Source organism: Nocardia exalbida NBRC 100660, from assembly GCF_000308575.1.
Lineage (GTDB): Bacteria > Actinomycetota > Actinomycetes > Mycobacteriales > Mycobacteriaceae > Nocardia > Nocardia exalbida.
Genome location: NZ_BAFZ01000124.1, coordinates 1 through 14510, shown reverse-complemented (window position 1 = coordinate 14510; position 14510 = coordinate 1). Strand labels below are relative to the sequence as shown.

Annotated in this window: 13 protein-coding genes and 1 pseudogene; 5 read left to right on the top strand and 9 right to left on the bottom strand. The window is 69.2% G+C overall.

What is annotated here, in order from left to right; all coding sequences use genetic code 11:
* Positions 1-17 precede the first annotated feature (17 nt).
* Positions 18-1355: a glucosylglycerate hydrolase gene (ggh, locus tag ON29_RS28705; RefSeq protein WP_040871126.1), complete on the bottom strand. Its 1338-nt coding sequence runs from the start codon at positions 1353-1355 to the stop codon at positions 18-20.
* A gap of 228 nt (positions 1356-1583) precedes the next feature.
* Here ggh and ON29_RS28700 point away from each other — a divergent pair, with 228 nt between their 5' ends.
* The gene (locus ON29_RS28700) at positions 1584-2273 is read left to right on the top strand and encodes an SDR family oxidoreductase (protein WP_040871125.1); all 690 of its coding nucleotides are present in this window, start codon (positions 1584-1586) and stop codon (positions 2271-2273) included.
* Positions 2274-2358: 85 nt separating this feature from the next.
* On the opposite strand, the pseudogene ON29_RS36160 reads toward ON29_RS28700, so the two are convergent.
* A pseudogene (locus ON29_RS36160) lies at positions 2359-2448 on the bottom strand (UTP--glucose-1-phosphate uridylyltransferase); the annotation flags it as partial.
* Positions 2449-2546: 98 nt separating this feature from the next.
* Positions 2547-5393, bottom strand: a complete 2847-nt coding sequence (gene leuS / locus ON29_RS28695; RefSeq protein WP_040871124.1) for a leucine--tRNA ligase — start codon at positions 5391-5393, stop codon at positions 2547-2549.
* 164 nt (positions 5394-5557) lie between these two features.
* Here leuS and ON29_RS28690 point away from each other — a divergent pair, with 164 nt between their 5' ends.
* A complete protein-coding gene (locus tag ON29_RS28690; RefSeq protein ID WP_040871122.1) occupies positions 5558-5965 on the top strand; it encodes an SdpI family protein in 408 nt (135 codons plus the stop codon).
* 13 nt (positions 5966-5978) lie between these two features.
* On the opposite strand, the gene ON29_RS28685 is transcribed toward ON29_RS28690, so the two are convergent.
* A complete protein-coding gene (locus ON29_RS28685; RefSeq protein ID WP_040871121.1) occupies positions 5979-6344 on the bottom strand; it encodes a cupin domain-containing protein in 366 nt (121 codons plus the stop codon).
* 146 nt (positions 6345-6490) lie between these two features.
* On the opposite strand from ON29_RS28685, the gene sigJ reads away from it, so the two are divergent.
* Together sigJ and ON29_RS28675 are read left to right on the top strand one after the other, a co-directional pair.
* Positions 6491-7435, top strand: a complete 945-nt coding sequence (sigJ, locus tag ON29_RS28680) for an RNA polymerase sigma factor SigJ (protein WP_040871119.1) — start codon at positions 6491-6493, stop codon at positions 7433-7435.
* An 82-nt stretch (positions 7436-7517) separates the two neighbouring features.
* On the top strand, positions 7518-8702 hold the full coding sequence (locus ON29_RS28675) for an NAD(P)/FAD-dependent oxidoreductase (protein WP_040871117.1): 1185 nt from the start codon (positions 7518-7520) through the stop codon (positions 8700-8702).
* A 67-nt stretch (positions 8703-8769) separates the two neighbouring features.
* Here ON29_RS28675 and ON29_RS28670 read toward each other — a convergent pair whose 3' ends face one another.
* Genes ON29_RS28670 through ON29_RS28655 form a run of 4 tightly spaced genes read right to left on the bottom strand, consistent with a single transcriptional unit; the run spans position 8770 to position 13253 of the window.
* Complete coding sequence (locus tag ON29_RS28670) at positions 8770-9807, bottom strand: aminotransferase class I/II-fold pyridoxal phosphate-dependent enzyme (RefSeq protein WP_083864125.1); 1038 nt, start codon at positions 9805-9807, stop codon at positions 8770-8772.
* Positions 9804-10838 carry a 3-oxoacyl-ACP synthase III family protein gene (locus ON29_RS28665; protein ID WP_040871116.1) on the bottom strand — a complete coding sequence of 345 codons (1035 nt, stop codon included), beginning with the start codon at positions 10836-10838 and terminating at the stop codon, positions 9804-9806. The genes ON29_RS28670 and ON29_RS28665 overlap by 4 nt, the downstream gene beginning before the upstream one ends.
* Positions 10839-10846: 8 nt before the next feature.
* A complete protein-coding gene (locus ON29_RS28660; protein ID WP_040871114.1) occupies positions 10847-11506 on the bottom strand; it encodes a hypothetical protein in 660 nt (219 codons plus the stop codon).
* A 58-nt stretch (positions 11507-11564) separates the two neighbouring features.
* Positions 11565-13253, bottom strand: a complete 1689-nt coding sequence (locus tag ON29_RS28655; protein WP_051175670.1) for a thiamine pyrophosphate-binding protein — start codon at positions 13251-13253, stop codon at positions 11565-11567.
* Positions 13254-13390: 137 nt separating this feature from the next.
* On the opposite strand from ON29_RS28655, the gene ON29_RS28650 reads away from it, so the two are divergent.
* On the top strand, positions 13391-13921 hold the full coding sequence (locus ON29_RS28650) for an EXLDI protein (protein ID WP_040871111.1): 531 nt from the start codon (positions 13391-13393) through the stop codon (positions 13919-13921).
* A 57-nt stretch (positions 13922-13978) separates the two neighbouring features.
* Here ON29_RS28650 and ON29_RS28645 read toward each other — a convergent pair.
* The coding region (locus ON29_RS28645) for a zf-HC2 domain-containing protein (protein ID WP_217999325.1) at positions 13979-14510 on the bottom strand (532 nt) is incomplete at its 5' end.

Genomic DNA, 14510 nt, shown 5'->3' with positions numbered 1-14510 from the left:
GAACTGTTCTGTGGCTTTCACCCCAGCCAATCCAGGACCGACGCCGCCGTCCACGACTGCTGCATGCTGCCGAGTGGTTCACCGGTGAACGGTTCGTAGTACTCGGCGAAGCTGCCGTCGCTGGCCTGCCGCAAGCCCTCGGCGCGCAACATGAACGAGCGCTCGGCCCAGCCGCGCCTGGCGAAGACCCAGGAGAACAGCCAGCTCATCACCGGCCACACCGGGCCGCGCCAGTACTCGCGGGAACGGAAATCCTTGGACACCGGCGAGGTCGATGGCGGCAGCGCGTAGCGCAGATCCGGGTGGCCGCAGAAGCGCGGACCCTCGAAGACGCGCAGCAAGCTGCGCTCGGTGTCGCGGGGGAGGCCGCCACACAGCAGCGGCGCGAACATCGAGAGCGTCTCGGTATTGATCCACCGCTGCAATCGCACGTCGAAATCGCGGGCCGCGCCGGTGCGGGCATCGGCCGTCGCGACGACGCCCGCGCGGAAACGGTCGGCCCAGGCGTAGAGATCGCGTACGTCGGCGTGCGGCTGCTTGTACTCCTCGCCGATATTGGCCAGCACCTCGCAGGCCAGCGCGAATATCCCGGTGACGAACACGTCCTCGACGGCGAAGCTCATGGTCGAGGCGAGCTGGTAGTCGTCGTAGCCCGCGCGGCGCATCTGCTCCACCAGCCACAGGTAGCGGTCGTACTCGCGGTCGGTAGGCCGCTGGGTCGGATCGGACACCACCAGCACGTCCTCGCGGCGGTAGGGCGGCAGGTCACCGGGGACCACGTGCTCGTAGGCGCGATCCCAGCGCGGCGAGTTGTCCATCCCGGACTCCCAGCCGTGATACAGCGTGATGCGGCCGGTCTCCTTGGGGTCGCGGGCGTGCGCCAGCCAGCGGTGCCAGCGCACCAGATCCGGCCAGCGCCGGTTGAGGAACTCCTCGGCCACCGACCTGGTACTGCGGCCGTGCCTGCGCGAATGATCCAGGATCCGCTGCACCGCGATGGCATGCACGGGCGGTTGGGTGATCCCGGAGGTGTCCAGGTCGTCCGGCGCGTTGGCCGCCAGTTTGCGGCACTCCCAGCGGGCCGGGCCGGGAAAATAGCCGTCCACGCCGTTGGCGAAGACGATGTGCGGGATCATGCCGTTCTTCCACTGCGCCGAGAGCAGGGTGTCCAGCTCGATCACCGCCCGCTCCACGCTCAGCGGCGCGAGGCCGACCGCGACGAATGCCGCGTCCCAGCTCCACATGTGCGGGTACAGGCGGGGCGCCGCGCTGGTCATCGTGCCCAGATCGTTGCCGCGCAGCAGGTAGGCAGCGCGGGCCGCGAGCTGGGTGGGGGTGAAGCCCGGATGTGCCATCCCCCTATTCTGCGATGTCACCCGCAGATATGCCCGCTCAGCGGTGTCCGTTTCGTCACCGGCCCCTGGGCCCGTGGCCGGTTCGTGTTCGGCGGTTCTCACTTTCGCATGCCCCGTCCGTGATTCGCTGCTCGAGATTGTCGCCTCGATTCGGTGCGCAGCGCTAGTCGTTCGTCCAGTGCTACGCGTTTCTACGCCTCCTTCACCCGGCCGGTTACGGTGGGGCCCATGACTTCCGCCGCGCCCGCGAAACCGACCGCGTTGATCACCGGCGCCAGCCGTGGCCTGGGCGCCGCGATCGCCCGCGAACTCGCACCCACGCACGACCTGCTGCTGGGCGCCCGATCGGCGGATTCGCTGCGCGGCATCCTGGCGGAGCTGCCCGCCGCGCAGGGCTGGCCGGTCGAGTTGACCGACTATGCCGCCCTCGCCGAAGCGGTCGCCCCCATCCGGAGCCTGAACGTACTGGTGCACAACGCGGGCATCGCCGATCTCGGCACGATCGCCGGGTCCACCGTCGAACAGTGGCGTAATACGTTGGAGGCCAACCTCATCGCCGTCGCCGAGCTCACCCGGCTGCTGCTGCCCGCGCTGCGGGCGGGCAAGGGGCACGTGGTGCTGATCAACTCGGGTGCGGGGCTGCGCGCCAACCCGGGCTGGGCCTCCTACGCGGCGAGCAAGTTCGGCCTGCGCGCTTTCGGTGACGCGTTGCGGCAGGAGGAGCCGGAACTGCGGGTGACCTCGATCCACCCGGGGCGCATCGACACCGATATGCAGCGAGAGATCATCGCGGGCGAGGGGCGCGAGTACCGCGCCGAGGATTTCCTCACCCCCGAGACGGTGGCGTACACGGTGCGTTCCGCCATCGACACTCCGCGCGACGCACACCCGACCGAGGTCGTGCTCCGGCCCTACTGATCGACGGCGCCTCGGCGGCGTTCCGGCAGCAGCGGCCGGCGTATATCCAGCCGCAGACGATCGTCATCGGGCACGCCGCCGCGCAACCGCGGGGCAGCACCAGGTCGTCGGGCAGCAGGACGGCGATGACGTCCTCGTCGTCGTCGAGGGCCTGCTCGGGCACGCCGTGGCCCAAGCTCGCCCGCCGTCCCGCAGTGCTACGGGCAGCGGGCCGACGTCGTCAACGAGCGCGACCCCCTCGACGACGTGCTGGTCCGGCCGCGCTGACCAGCGTCAGGCGACGATGTTCACCAACCGTCCGGGCACCACGATCAGCTTGCGCGGCGCCGCGCCGTCGAGCAGCTGGGCGATCTTCTCGTCGGCCAGCGCGGCCGCCTCGATCGCCGCGTTGTCCGCGTCGGCCGCCACCTGAATCCGGCTGCGCACCTTGCCGTTCACCTGAATCGGGTACTCCACCGACTCCTCGACCAGCAGGGCGGGATCGGCGACCGGGAACGGGCCGTGCGCCAGGGACGTGGTGTGGCCCAGGCGCTCCCACAGCTCCTCGGCGACGTGCGGGGCCAGCGGCGCCAGCATCAGCACCAGCGGCTCCACCACCGAGCGCGGCGCGCCGTCCGGGTAGCTCTTGGTCAGGTGGTTGGTCAGCTCGATCAGCTTGGCGCCCGCCGTGTTGTCGCGCAGCGCGGCGAAATCCTCGTCCACGCCCGCGATCGTCTTGTGCAGCAGGCGCAGCGTCTCGCCGGTCGGCTCGGCGTCGGTGACCCGCAGCGCGCCGGACTCCTCGTTCACCACCAGGCGCCAGGCCCGTTGCAGGAACCGGTGCGCGCCGACGACGTCTTTGGTGGCCCACGGCCGCGAGGTGTCCAGCGGACCCATGGCCATCTCGTAGAAGCGGAAGGTGTCGGCGCCGTACAGATCGCACATCTCGTCCGGGGAGATGGCGTTCTTCAGCGACTTGCCGATCTTGCCGTACTCCTGGAACACCCTGACCTCGGTGCCGGTGGCATCGGTCCAGAAGAACCGGCCGTCGCGTTCGACCACCTCGGCGGCGGGCACGTACGCGCCGCGCTCGTCGGTGTAGGCGTGCGCCTGGATGTAGCCCTGGTTGAACAGTCGCCGATACGGCTCCGAGCTGCTGACATCGCCCAGGTCGAACAGCACCTTCTGCCAGAACCGCGCGTACAGCAGGTGCAGCACCGCGTGCTCGACGCCGCCGACGTACAGATCCACGCCGCCCGGATCGCTCAGCCCGCCGACCTCGGCGCGCGGGCCCAGCCAGTACGTCTCGTTCTCCTTGGCGCAGAACGCCTCGGTGTTCGTCGGATCGGCGTAGCGCAGCTGGTACCACGAGCTGCCCGCCCAGTTCGGCATGACGTTGGTGTCACGCCGGTATTTCCTGGGCCCATCGCCGAGGTCCAGTTCGACATGCACCCAGTCGGTGGCCTTCGCCAGCGGTGGCGACGGTTCGGACGTCGCGTCGTCGGGGTCGAAGGTCACCGGCGCGAAGTCGTCGAGCTCCGGCAGCCGCACCGGCAGCATGGATTCCGGCAGCGCGTGCGGCGCGCCTTGTTCGTCGTAGACGATCGGGAACGGCTCGCCCCAGTAGCGCTGCCGGGCGAACAGCCAGTCGCGCAGCTTGTACTGGATGGTGCCGGTGCCGTGGCCGTCGGACTCCAGCCGGGCGATCACCGTGGCCTTGGCGTCTTCCACCGACAGCCCGTCCAGGTAGCCGGAATTCACCAGCTCGCCCTCACCGGAGTGCGCCGAGACGGTGATGTCGCCGCCGGAGATGACCTCTTTGATCGGCAAACCGAGCGCGGTGGCGAAATCCCAGTCGCGCTGATCGTGCCCGGGTACCGCCATGATCGCGCCGGTGCCGTAGCCGCTGAGCACGTAGTCGGCGATGAAGATCGGCACGGGTGCGCCGTTCACCGGGTTGACGGCGTAGTTGCCCAGGAAGACGCCGGTCTTCTCCTTGTTCTCCTGACGCTCCAGATCCGATTTGGCCGCGATCGACTTGCGGTAGGCCGCGACGGCGTCCGCCGGGGACGCGGCGCCGCCGTTGGTCCAGCGGGGATCGACGTCGGCGGGCCACGCGGCCGCGGTCAGCTTGTCCACCAGCTCGTGTTCGGGCGCCAGCACGACGTACGTCGCTCCGAACAGGGTGTCGGGCCGGGTGGTGAAAACCTCGATCTGCTCGCCGTCGGCGTCGAACCTCACCTGCGCGCCGCGCGAACGCCCGATCCAGTTGCGCTGCATGGCCTTGACGTTCTCCGGCCAGTCCAGCCGGTCGAGGTCGTCGACCAGCCGGTCGGCGTAGGCGGTGATGCGCATCATCCACTGCCACAACCGCTTCCGGAACACCGGGAAGTTCCCGCGCTCACTGCGGCCTTCGGCGGTGACCTCTTCGTTGGACAGCACGGTGCCCAGACCCGGGCACCAGTTCACCATCGAATCCGTCTGGTAGACCAAGCGGTAGGAGTCCAGCAGCGCGCCGCGTTCCGCGGGACTCAGCGTGGCCCAGTCCTTCCCGTCCGGTACCGCCCGTGCACCGGAGGCGAACTGGGCCTCCAGTTCGGCGATCGGGCGGGCGCGATCGGCCTCCTGGTCGTACCACGCGTTGTAGATGCGCAGGAAGATCCACTGCGTCCAGCGGTAGTACTCCGGGTCGGTGGTCGCGAACGAGCGCCGCCGGTCGTGGCCGAGCCCCAGCCGGTCCAGCTGGCGCTGCATCGTGGCGATGTTCGACTCGGTGGTGTCGCGCGGGTGCGCGCCGGTCTGCACCGCGTACTGCTCGGCGGGCAGGCCGAAGGCGTCGTAGCCGAGGGCGTGCAGCACATTGCGGCCGTGCATGCGGTGGTAGCGGGCGAAGACATCGGTGGCGATATAACCCAGCGGATGTCCGACGTGCAGTCCCGCGCCCGAGGGGTAGGGGAACATGTCCTGCACGAACAGCTTGTCCGGCGGCGTCGGGCCCGCCAGCGGCCCCACCGGGTTCGGCGCATGGAAGGTTCCGCGTTCGTCCCACGTCCGCTGCCACCGGCGTTCGATGCGGCCGGCAAGCTCCGCGTTGTACCGATGCTCTGGTACATCGCTTTCGGTTGCGCGTGTGTCTTGCACGGTCCTGCCTTCTTGTGGTCGCCGATCCCCGACAAACTTCGTCTATCAGGGTAGAACGTCACCTCCGCTGGACCGAAAATCGGGCTGGCCTGGACTTTGCCGACGTGTTCCCGGTCGCACCGCCCGTCATCGGCGGGGCGGCACCGATGCGCTAGCCTGCATGGGTGTTCGTCGTCGCTCTCGTCCTGTTCGCGCTGGCTGTCGTAGCCGTCACCACCGGCGCACTCGGGCTGACCGGCCGGTTGCCCCGCAATCGTTTCTTCGGGGTCCACACCGAGGCCGCGTTGTCCACCGGCGAGACGTTCCGCGTCGCCAACCGGGTCGCCGCGCCCACCTCGATCGCGGCCGGGGCGCTGCTGTTCGCCGGTGGTCTCGTCGCGCTGGTCGCCGGCGGCTTCGTCGCGCTGGTGGTCGCGGCCTGCACCGCCGTGGTCGCGCTGTTCACCCTCGGCGCGGGTGCGAATGCCGCCGCACAGGCCGCCGACGCCATCGCTCCGCCCCCCGAGACCAGCGGTTGCGGCAGCTCCTGCGGCGCGTGTTCACTCCGCGACGCCTGCCAGCCCGCGAACTGAGAGCAACCGTGGCTCACTTCGGCGGCGCCACGCTGCGCGACAGCGGGCTGCCGACCGGAGTGATGTAGAGCACGCACAGCAGCACCGGCTCGGTCCCGATATTGCGGGCGATGTGCGGGTAGCGCGGTCCGCTCGGTTCGCGGAAGACTCGCCACCGCCGATAGGTGACCGGCGCGCAGTCCGCGCCCGGGTGATCGAGCGTCCCCCGCGCGACGAGGACGAACAGCGTCCCGTCGTGATAGTGCCACCCGCTGGAGCCGCCGGGTTCGATGATCGTCTGGCGCAGGATGAACGCCCGTCGTCCCACGGCGAACCGGAACAGGACCCGACTGGCGGTCCCGTGCGCAGGCGCCGCGTTGGCCTCGAATGCGCGCCACATCCCTCGATCGAATCACTTCCGCTCGACTACTCCAAGGGCGCCCGCCCGGACATCGTCTGTACCGGCTGGGTGGCTCGTCGACGTCTGTTCTGGGGTGGCGGGTGTAGCGGTTGGCGGAAGCGGGCGGCGGCGGTTAGTTTCGAGCCATGTCGGCTGTTGCGCCTGAGGTCGAGGTATTCGAGAACTGCCGGCCGCGACTGGAGGCGATCGCGTATCGCCTGCTGGGTTCGGCGAGCGACGCCGAGGACGCGGTGCAGGATACGTTCATGCGCTGGCACGCCGCCGACCGCGCGTTCGTCGAGACGCCCGAGGCGTGGCTGACCAAGGTGCTCACCAATATCTGTCTCAACCAGCTCGCTTCGGCACGGGTACGGCGAGAGGCATATGTAGGCCAGTGGCTGCCCGAGCCGATCTTGGCCGGGGACCGTATGCTCGGCCCGGCCGAGACCGTCGAGCAGCGCGAATCGGTGTCGATCGCGATGCTCACCCTGATGGAACGGCTGTCGGCCAATGAACGCGTGGTGTATGTGCTGCGCGAGGCATTCGGTTACGCGCACAACGAGATCGCCGAGATCCTCGATATCACCGAGTCCAACTGCTATCAGATCTACCGGCGCGCCAAACAGCGCGTGACCAGCGACCGGAGCCGCGTGGAAGCCGATGAGGCCGTCGCCCGCAAGGTCGTCGAGGAATTCCTGGCCGCGGCGCTCAGCGGCAACACCGACTCGCTGGTGCGGATGCTGGCCGACGACGCGATCAGCGCGGGCGACGGTGGCGGCGTGGTCTTCTCTCTACCGGAGCCGATCACCGGCGCGCTGCGGGTGGCGCGGTTCCTGCGCCGCCTGTTCGAGCCCACCGAGGAGAAGTGGGCGACGATCGGCGGTCGTGCCGACCTGTTCGCCGCGGTGGTCAATGGCGGACCCGCACTGGTGGTCGTGGTCGGCGATCGGGTCGTCATCGTCATCACCCTGGAGGTGACCACCGACGGCATCGTGGCTGTTCACACCCAAGCCAACCCGGAGAAGCTCGAACGGGCGACGCGCCACTGGGCCGCATCCGAGCACGCCGACCCCCTCCTCGCGGGGTGGTGACCTAGATCACAGTCCACGTCTGTCAGGTTTCGCGTCGCTGTCCGGTTCAGGAAGCGAACACCACCCAGACAGGAGTGAGACCATGAAGCATCGCATCGTCGTTCTCGGCGCGGGATACGCCGGAGCCAACGCCGCTGGTCGCCTGGCCAAGCGGCTGCATCCCGCCGATGTCGAGATCGATCTCGTCAACGCCGATCCGGAGTTCGTCGAGCGGGTCCGCATGCACCAGCTCGCCGCAGGTCAGGAGTTGAAGACCCGCGCGCTGGCCGATGTCTTCGCCGACACAGGCGTGCGGGTTGTGACCGCGCGGGTGACCGCGATCGATGTCGACCGAAAGGTGATCGACATCGATGCCGCCGATGGCCGCCGCGAGATCACCTACGACACTCTCGTCTACGCCCTCGGCAGCGCCGCCGCCGACTGCGGCGTGCCCGGTGTGGCCGAGCACGCCTACGACATCGCGGGCAAGCAGTCCGCGCTGCGGGTGCGCGAGCGTCTGGCCGGCTTGGGCGCGGGTGCGACCGTGCTGGTCGTCGGCGCCGGTCTCACCGGCATCGAAGCCGTCACCGAAATCGCTGAGGCTCGACCGGATCTCGAGGTCGCCCTCATCGCTCGCGGCGGCCTCGGCGACTGGCTGAGCGCGAAGGCCCAACAGTATCTGCGCAAGGCGTTCGACCGGCTCGGCATCACCGTGCACGAGCACACCGACATCGCCCGCGTCGAGCCGACCGGCGCCGTCACCGTCGACGGCCGCACGATCCCGGCCCGAATGACGCTGTGGACAGCCGGTTTCGCCGTGCACCCGATCGCCGCGGCCACCACCCTGCGGGTGTCGGCGACGGGACAGATCATCGTCGACGACACGATGCGGTCGGTCTCGCACCCCGACGTCTACGCCGTCGGCGACGCCGCGCTCGCCCCCGGGGCGAACGGCGAGCCGCTGCGCATGTCCTGCGCTTCGGGTGTCCCTTCGGCCTATCAGGCCGCCGACGCTATCGCCGCGCGTCTGACCGGCCGAAAGATCCCCAGCAATTCGATCGGCTACACCGCCCAGTGCATCAGCCTCGGCCGCCGCGATGCCGTCGTCCAGTGGGTCACCCCCGACGATCAGCCCAAGCCCTCCGCCCTCACCGGCCGGGCGGCCGCGCGAGTCAAGGAGTTCATCTGCAAGAGCGCGGCGTGGAGCATCTCGCACCCGACATCGATGCTCCCGTCTCGCCGTCGTCACATCACCGCCGCCGAGCCGCAGCGCGCCCTCACCGCGTGACGGCGCGCTGTACGGCCCGTGTCGGACGGACGATCCGGCACGGGCCGACCTCTTTCCGTCTCAACGGTCACGAAGTGTGCGGCAGAAGCGCTTCCAGAACCGCATGATCGGCGGCGGGGTCGCCGACGGCGATCCGAGCGCTGCCGTCCGGATAAGGCTTCGCGGCGATCCCCGCGCGACGGAGGGCGGTGACGGTGCCGGGACCGGGGACGAACAGGAAGTTGGCGCGGCTTTCCGGTATCGCGAATCCGCGAGCCAGCAGTGCCGCACGGAGTGCGTCTCGTTCCTCGGTGATGCGGAGGGTTCGTGCGGCGAGTTCGGGTTCGGCGGCGTAGGAGGCGGCGACCGCGGCCACCGCCGCCGCGCTCAGCCCGAAGGGCAGTTGCAACTTACCCACCCGCGCGATCAGTTCGGTGTTGCCGAAGGCGTAACCGATTCGCAGCCCGGCCAATCCGTACGCCTTCGAGAAGGTCCGCAGGACGAGCAGGTTGGGGTGCTTGGCGAGCAGTGCCAGCGGGTCGACGTACTCGGCCGCGCCGAGGAATTCGACGTACGCCTCGTCGAGAATCACCGGAACCCGGGCGGGCACGTCGGACAGGAACGCCTTCAGCTCGTCCGCCGGAATCACCGTGCCCGTGGGATTGTGCGGACGGCACACCACGACCAGTGCGGTGCGCCGGTCGATGGCGCGGCGCATCGCGCGCAGATCCTGGTTCCCCGTCGCGTCCAGCGGCACCGGCACGGCGTCCAGGCCGGTCATCTCGGCCATGATCGGATACCCGTCGAACGTCGGCGCGCTGTAGACGATCTCCGTGCCCGGCGTGGTCAGCGCCTGCAGGATCTGCAGGGCCACCCCGGTCGCCCCCGAGCCGACCACCACCTGATCCGCCCGCACGTGCACATGCCGGGCGATCAGCGACGGCAGCCGATGCGGCAGGAACTCCGGGTATCGGTTGGCCTGTGCCAGCGTCATGTGCACCGCCCGCAGCACCGAAGGCAGCGGCGGGAACGGGTTCTCGCTCAGGGTGAGGTCGAAACGGGGCGGCACCCGGGGCGCGGGGTGCCTGCGGGAGGGCCGGGTGCCGTCGACGACGCGCACGCTCATCGCGCGGCTCCCCAGCGGATGGCGGCCGCGCCCGCGAAGTCGCCCGCGTGCGCGAACCCCGCCAGCAGGACCAGCGAGCCGTTGGCCAGCCGTCCCGCCCGGTTCTCCACGTCCAGGGTCACCGGGATACCGGCGGCGAACAGATTTCCGCAGGAGTCGAAGGTGTCGGGATGCCGCTGCGCCGGAAGCTCCAGCGCGTCGTGCCAGTTGCGCAGGAACAGCCGGTTCGGCTGATTGGTGACGAAGGTGTCGACGTCGCGTCCGCGCACGCCGAGCCGATCGCACACCGCGAGGGCGACTTCCGGAACCAGCCGGTTGCCCCTGGCGAACACCTTGGTGACCTTGGACTCGGTGAAGCTGACACACCCTTGTCCCTCGCCCGGCTCCCAGTACTTGCGCTCGCCGTTGGTGGAGAACTCCATGTCTCCCGCGAATTCGGGATATGTGCGGCATTCGACGTCGAGGATCGGAGCGCTGTCGTCCTTGCGCAGCAGCCCCACTCCGCAGCCGTCGCCGGGCACCGGAGCCTGGGCCAGCTTACGGATCTCGGTCTGGGTGAACACCGGTCCCGCGCAGTTCTGGCTCGCCGCGATCAGCGCGGTGCGCGCGGAGGTGGTTTGCAGGATCATGCGGGCCATCGCCATCATGTGCACGAACGCCGCGCACCCGCCGTTGTGCAGGTCGTAGACGTACGAGGGACGGATGCCGAGCCGCCGGGCCACCTCGGGGCCGCTGCCGAGCACCGGATTGTCCGGCAGCTGGGTGTGTGTGAGCAGGACGTCGACCTCGGCGATCGCGTCGGCGCCGTTGCGTTCGATCAGCGGTGCGACGGCGCGCTCGACCATGTCCACCGCGGTCTCGTCGCGCGCTATGTGGTGGCGGCCCTTGGGCGCGCGGAACATGACGTTCTTGGCCATCCGGTCCGAGCGGGCGAACTGGGTGAAGTATTCGGTGCCGACCGGTTCGCCGGGTAGATACGAGGACACGTCGACGAGGCTGACCGGGGGTAGGCCGGAGGTGTTCTGGTGCATAACGCGTCTCACTTCATCCAGTCGGGCTTGATGGGCAGGCCGTGGCTGGCCCGGTACTCGCAGATGGCCTTGAGGTTGTCCATCTCCAGCTGATGACCCGCCGAGAACAGCTCCCAGAAGTCGCCGACCCACACCTTCCGCTTCGGCGGCGCGGTCTCCGGGTAGGGGTTCTCGTCGTAGAACGGGTGCTTGCAATTCACCCACAGGACAACCGAACCCGGCTTGTCGAACACCACTCGGGCGTCGACCACGCGCAGCAGGTAGATCATCCACAGGTGCCGTGACTGGTCCCAGGCGCAGTGGTAGTCGACGGTCATGGCCTCGGGGTTCGCGATGGTGCGGGTGAAGATCTTGGTGTCGGCGCCCAGCCGGTCGTAGGCCAGCCACAGTCCGGGTTCGTCGGTCTCGGCGAACCCGCGCATGCTGTAGGTCCACTCCTCCAGCGACCTGGTGTCGGCGAGGTATTCGTACACCTCTCGCGGCGGTGCGGCGATATAGCCCTGCACCGGACAGTATTCGCCGTAGATCTGGTCGTGTGGGTACACCGATCGCAGCATGTCCATGATGAGCGGAGTGGCGGCGTCCTTGTCGAAGTTCTCGACGCGGACCACATTCGGCAGACCCTCCTCCGGGATGTCGCTGAGGGCGGGCAGGGAAGTCGCGGTCACGGGGTGCTCCTCTCGGCGGGCGCAGGCACGGTGCCCGCACGGGTTGGGCGAGTGTGGGTCATCGGGCCTTCCCGGATTGCTCGACGGTGGTCAGGAAGGGCAGGAACGGGGGGATCTCGTCGGGGTCGCATTCGATCGAAAGGAATGACGGGCCCTCGGTTTCCAGGCAGCGTCGCAGCGCCGCGGCGAGATCGCCGACGGTGTGCACCGAGAACGCGGGCAGCTCGGGGAACATCGCGGCGACGCCCGCGCCCAGGTAGGCCGGACGAAATCGGTTGAAACTGTAGCGATCCCGGTAGTACAGCTGCTCCCTGGTCACGCACATGGCGTGCGCGTTGTTGTTCAGCACGACGAAGGTGACCGGCAGCGCGTGCTCGATCGCGGTGTGCAGCTCCATACCGTGCATGTAGAACGACCCGTCACCGGCGATGACCACCGTCCGCCGCAAGCCGTCCGCTCGCGCGTGCCGCGCGAACGCGGAACCGATGCCCGCGCCGAAGGCGTAACCCATCCCGCCCATACCGAGGGCGACCACGAACCGGCCGCCCCGTGGGACCCGCAGATGGTGCACGACGGCCGCCCCGGTGTTGCCCGCGTCGGCGAACACGTCGGTGCCTTCGGGCAAGACCGCGTCGATCGTCTCGACCGCATCCCGATAGCGCAGACCGGGACCGGAGGACGCGGGCACGCGCAGGGAAGTCAGCGGTTGCGCCGCGAGCACGCGTTCGGATCCGGTACTGCCGTCGTCCAGTTCGTCGGCGAGTCCGGCGAGCGTTCGCGCGAGATCGGTACTGGTCGCGTGGATGGTGGGCAGGTACGGCGGCGCCACGCCGATGCTCGCGACCGCGCGTTCGGCGAGCGCGGTCTCCGAGCCGGCGCGGGCGGGCACCGGCAACCGGGTGCCGACCAGCAGGCACAGGGCCGAGGAGCGGATGGCCGCCGTCAGCTCAGGGTGACCCATGCTGCCCGCGACACCGCGGAAGGCGGGATCGGTGTTGTCGAAGGTGTCCTTCGCGTCCGGCGCGACGCCCACCGCGGCCTCCAGCGCGGTGGCCAAGCGGGCCAACTCGGCGCGCGCGTCGTCGCGCGCGACCTGATCACCCGCGATGATCACGATCTTGCCGGTGTGCCGGGCCGTGGTGAGCGCGGCGCGCACGCGAGCGATTCCGGCGTGGTCGGCCCGGTGCGTCCGCGGGCTCGGCCGAAACGGGGCGACGTTGCCCAGTTCGGCCTGCTGCACGTCTTTGGGCAGCAGCAGTACCGCAGGACCGCCGTGCCGGGCGGCTCGCATCGCCCGGTCCAGCTGCTCCGGCACATCCTCGGCCGATTCCACCCGTGCGCAATAGGTGCTGACCGCGCCGAAGAGGCGGACCGCATCGATGGTCCCGGCGCGTCCGCTGGTGTCCTGGAACGCGCCATTGCCCTCCAGCGTGGTCGGCGGCTGGCCGACCAGTGCGAGTACCGGCACACGCGACGCGAACGATTCGGCGAGTCCGGCGACGAGGTTCATCGCACCGCCGCCGGAGGTCGCCGCGACGACGCCGAATCCGCCCGTGCTGCGGGCATACCCGTCGGCCATGGTGGCCGCGGAGAACTCGTGTTTGGCGACCACCCCCGTGACGTACTCCGGCGCGTCGAAGATCGCGTCGTACAGGTCCTCGATATTGGCGCCGTCCACCCCGAAGATGTGCCGAACACCCAACGCCGACACCGCTTGCACCAGATGGTCCACGACCCGAGTCCGCATCGGCACTCCTTTCCGCTGACGATGAATCGACTGCGTACAGGAGTGATACGGGCCGGACCGCCGAACGGTTCAACGCTGCTTCAGGGGGAGGTGAGTGACACCTTGCGTGTACGTATACATCTACGTATAGTCGGGGTATGCCCAACAAGACGATCTACGTTGCCGACGACGACCTCCCGCTGTTCCAGCGCGCGCAAGAGTTGGTCGGCGGCAACCTCTCGGGTGCGGTGGTCACGGCGTTGCGCCGGTTCATCGAACTCGAGGAGGGTCGGCTGGAGGGCTACGACGAGATCGTGGTCAAGGTCGGCCGCGACGGTGTGCGCCAAGTCCGCTTCTCCGGCACTCTGCTGGGGGAGTGGCACGAGGTCAACGATACGCGGATCGAGCACATCCAGGTGTATCGCAGCCGCAAGGGCAAGTACGTGATGCACGCCCAGTATTCGAACTGGGACGACTATCCCGTAGACGCGGGCGCGAACTGGCTCAAGGACTGGCGGGACCCGAAGAGCTGGCGCCGCCTGCTCGGCGTCGGGCAACAGGACTGGGGCGATTTCGTCTTCGTCGTGGTGGATTCCCTGGACGAGTTGAAGGGGCAGCTGCCCGACAAGCTCTACCGGCGGGTCGCGGACGTGGCCGGAGGGCCGAAGATCGAGGACCTGGACATCTAGCCGCCACCAATCCGCGATCCCCCGCGGGGCAGTACCCGCAGGGGATTGTCCGATCGATCAGACCGTGCCGGTGAGCAGCACTTTCCCGGTGTTCGCCGCGCGGATCTCCACCGAGCGGACCTGATCGGGTGCGCCCTCGATGGTCCGGTCGATGGTCAGCTCGGTGCCTGGGCCCGCGGGCCACTCGTCGAGTTTCTGCTGCTGGCCGCTGGTGCTGGTGACGTACAGCGCGAGATTCGCGCTGTAGCGCAGCTGCTCGCCCGGTGGATAGCTGCACGACATCACCACGCGCGTCCGGTCGCCCGCCGGGACGAGCTTGAAGCTCGCCGAGACCGGCGTCGGCTCCAGCGGAGTCATCTGGCGTTCGACGAACGCCTGCTCGCTGGTGCCCGGCTCCTGCGAGTCGTTCGATCCGGACACCGAGATCGCGATCGGGACGGCGATCGCCACCGCGGCCGCGGCGGAGGCCACCGCGATGCCGACCGACGTCCACCCGCTGCGGCGGCGGCGCCGCTCGGCCGCGTCGGCGAGCCGGGGTGGCGGTGGGAGTGCCGGCATGGGCGGGGGAGGTGGCACCGCCGCGGACTCA

Bases quoted from the DNA above. Each gene is read 5' to 3' on its own strand.
- ON29_RS28685 (WP_040871121.1), bottom strand. From the start codon at position 6,344: ATGTGGCGCGCATTCGAGGCCAACGCGGCGCCTGCGCACGGGACCGCC.
- ON29_RS28670 (WP_083864125.1), bottom strand. From the start codon at position 9,807: ATGAGCGTGCGCGTCGTCGACGGCACCCGGCCCTCCCGCAGGCACCCC.
- ggh (WP_040871126.1), bottom strand. From the start codon at position 1,355: ATGGCACATCCGGGCTTCACCCCCACCCAGCTCGCGGCCCGCGCTGCC.
- ON29_RS28700 (WP_040871125.1), top strand. From the start codon at position 1,584: ATGACTTCCGCCGCGCCCGCGAAACCGACCGCGTTGATCACCGGCGCC.
- ON29_RS28675 (WP_040871117.1), top strand. From the start codon at position 7,518: ATGAAGCATCGCATCGTCGTTCTCGGCGCGGGATACGCCGGAGCCAAC.
- ON29_RS28650 (WP_040871111.1), top strand. From the start codon at position 13,391: ATGCCCAACAAGACGATCTACGTTGCCGACGACGACCTCCCGCTGTTC.
- sigJ (WP_040871119.1), top strand. From the start codon at position 6,491: ATGTCGGCTGTTGCGCCTGAGGTCGAGGTATTCGAGAACTGCCGGCCG.
- ON29_RS28655 (WP_051175670.1), bottom strand. From the start codon at position 13,253: ATGCGGACTCGGGTCGTGGACCATCTGGTGCAAGCGGTGTCGGCGTTG.
- ON29_RS28665 (WP_040871116.1), bottom strand. From the start codon at position 10,838: ATGCACCAGAACACCTCCGGCCTACCCCCGGTCAGCCTCGTCGACGTG.